Below are 2,992 nucleotides of genomic sequence, written 5' to 3'. Positions count from 1 at the left end.
TATAAATAAGAACGTAAATAAACTTGTAAGTACTTAATATTGAAACAGCAACTTATATTATTAAGAAACATAATTTAATGTCAGTAAATAAAAAAAGATTGTTACCAGAAAAAATAGAGATATAAACATAACAAAATACAAACCTGACTTCGAATAAGCTAGTAAAGATGATATACCTATTAAAGAAAAAAATGAAATATTTAACAACTATGTACTTTATGTCATTATGAAATGATATTTTTGAGATCAATAAAGAGATATTGGATAAAACCTCTAATATTACATGTTAGTTATATTTAAATTTTAATTAATATATTTTATTATACAATTTAAATTTAAAAGCAATTTGCAAAAAAGAACTAGATAATTTATACTTAAACTACATTAAAAGTTCACGAAAACGAACTATTAATATAAATATAAGTAAAGAAGTATTCATAACTGTAAGTATAAGTATAAATAATTATGTAAATAGAGATATGAATATGATAATAAGTAAAATAGTAAATAGGATAACAAATAAGCAATATATGTCCCTAATCATAATTATAGAGCAAAGTTGGTTGTTTACTTATAAACGTAAATAAGAACGCAAATAAAGACGTAAGTAAAGATATAAGTATTAAGTTAAATAATTAAAATTAATGATTAAAGGAGCGTTTTAATATGGCTAACACTAAAACACAGAAGATATTAAGTATCTCAAAAACAAAAAGTGAGAATATCGCAAAATGGTTTGTCAGTGACGCACAGTGGAAATTATTAGCTGAACATTTAGAGTTAGGTAAAACAGCTATCTTCAAATATAAGAAACTAATCAAGATCAAAACTGAAGAAAAGGACGCACTTTATGCGTTAGGGGATATCTTCACGTTGAATCAACTAAACACTGTCATTGAGCTATTTAACGACGCTATAGAACACCCTGAAAAGTATAAAAAACCGAAGAAAAAATCTGACGTCGATTTAAAAGCACAAGCTGACGTAATACAAAAACATACGAAAGATATGAATATGGATTATTTAGGTTATCAAGCTAAGCCGACGGCAAGGAAAGAGAAAGCCGAAATAGAAACCGAAAACAAAACAGATAAACGGGCTCAAACCCCTACCAAATCAGAAGTTATCGCTAAACATAATGCTGAGCGTAAGGCGATGAAAGAAGAAATAGAAGTTTTGCCTAAAGATAGCCAAGAGCGAATGGAAAAAGAACGAGCGTATAAGCAATCAGAAGGCGATAGAATCGCTGAATTTTGGGACGCACAAAAGCGAGAACAGGAAGATAAGTAGGAGTGAATAGCGATGGCTAAGGTATGGAGATACACAATCAAGTTACCACCTATGGGGACACCGAGACCTCGTACAAGACGTTTAGATGATGGGCGTACTATCACGTATTATGATCAGTCTTATAGTGATTATTTAGACGCAATACAAGACGAATTAGCGAAAGATAATGCGATAAATGATGATTTCTATGATGTAATAAATACCGAGTTAGGCGTGAAAGCCGAAATCATGTTTTATGTACAAGCGCCGAGAAGCCAAAAGCGATTAAAAAAGCTGACAAGGACGACAGCACCCGATATAGATAACTTGCTCAAAGCAGCGTTAGACGGTATTTTCAGAGGATTAGAAGTCAAAGACAGCCGAGTAGCTTTGGTATCAATGGGCAAATTTCAAGAAATGGAAAATCCAAGAACTGAGATAGTTTTAAGGGGGATTGAGTAATGGCGAACACAAATTTAGATAAGTTTCTAGTGATAGAACAAATAATGGACGAGGCACAGGGCTTAATGGAGCCGTATTTAAGCAGTTTAGAGCAACGTTATGAGTATATGAATGTGTTGAGAAAAGAATATAGTAATCTATCGCATACACTAGGCAAGATACAGCAACGTGTAATCAAGCAAGGTGATAAGCTCGAAGTAGACGCAGACGTAAAGAATGTAGCACAAAGTGCAAGAGACCGAATAGACGAGCATATAGAGGCGATAGAAGAAGATAAAGCAGATGGAGATAATCAACCATCGGTTAAGCAATTAAAACGTGCTAGAGAAAAGTTAGACGGCGAATTAGACGAAGACAGCATAGGAAAAGCATGGCGATTGTTGAAAGTTCGAAAAATCGAAATCGAAGAGTTAAATGTGCTTATGGACTTAATCGACGCTATGGAAGACGGTAAACAAGATAAAGCAGAGAGTATTGTTAAAAAGATTGAAAAGCTAAGAAGTGATTATACAAGTGGCTTTGTACGCTATAGAGAGTCATTAGAGCAAGGAGAAGACGTACAAAAAGAAGTTGATAATGTTATCGGCGATTTAGAAAATAGTGGCTATATACAAGAGGCTGAGAGCCTTACAGACGCAAGACCTAGTATTGCAGAAGAAAGAGGATTAAGACCTGACGCACAACCGCTTCTAGACCTTTTAAACCCTATTAAGAGTGCAGGTTTAGAGTATTTTCAAAGTAGAAATAGGAACTCAACATCATATGATTTAAACGTGGCGTTTGCGAAAGAAGTTGCTTATACAAGAAGAGCGTTATTAGAAGACCGTGAATATATCGGTACTAGAAACGCATTTAACCGTTTAAATACGGCGTTTGAGGAGCTTTCAGGCTATATGTACGACCGTTTTTATCAACTAGGAGGCACACCAGTAAATTATCACGGACATGATGATAGAGTTAGATAAAAAATAAAAGTAGCAACCAAGCACCATATTAATTATGGTGCTTTTTATAATGCCGTCATACCAACGTTTTAAAGGCATTTATAACCATAATCAAGTAATAAAAATAACAGTTCGATAAAACGAACTATAAAATACAACAATCTTTAAAAAGGTATAACTAATTAAATATATCATTAATAAGTAGATAAGTAAACAATAATAATAAAAATTAAAAGGAAATTAAGCGATAAACAGAGTATATAATCAAATAAAGAACAATATAAAATTAGAGGTAGAAATAAAATAAATATAAGTTC

The 2,992-nt window shown here is 32.5% G+C and carries 3 protein-coding genes; all 3 read left to right on the top strand.

Translation table 11 applies throughout. The annotated features are described in order from the left end of the window. The first annotated feature begins 666 nt into the window (after positions 1-666). The 3 genes from HMPREF3241_RS10515 to HMPREF3241_RS10505 are packed head-to-tail and all read left to right on the top strand — an operon-like array spanning position 667 to position 2,696. A complete protein-coding gene (locus HMPREF3241_RS10515) occupies positions 667-1,290 on the top strand; it encodes a hypothetical protein (protein WP_039259044.1) in 624 nt (207 codons plus the stop codon). A 12-nt stretch (positions 1,291-1,302) separates the two neighbouring features. After that, on the top strand, positions 1,303-1,731 hold the full coding sequence (locus HMPREF3241_RS10510) for a RusA family crossover junction endodeoxyribonuclease (RefSeq protein WP_039259045.1): 429 nt from the start codon (positions 1,303-1,305) through the stop codon (positions 1,729-1,731). Further along, positions 1,731-2,696 carry a hypothetical protein gene (locus HMPREF3241_RS10505; protein ID WP_039259047.1) on the top strand — a complete coding sequence of 322 codons (966 nt, stop codon included), beginning with the start codon at positions 1,731-1,733 and terminating at the stop codon, positions 2,694-2,696. The genes HMPREF3241_RS10510 and HMPREF3241_RS10505 overlap by 1 nt, the downstream gene beginning before the upstream one ends. Positions 2,697-2,992 lie beyond the last annotated feature (296 nt).

Origin of the sequence: Staphylococcus sp. HMSC34G04 (assembly GCF_001838765.1) — a bacterium.
Classification (GTDB): domain Bacteria; phylum Bacillota; class Bacilli; order Staphylococcales; family Staphylococcaceae; genus Staphylococcus; species Staphylococcus epidermidis.
This window is presented reverse-complemented; position numbering and strand designations above follow the sequence as displayed.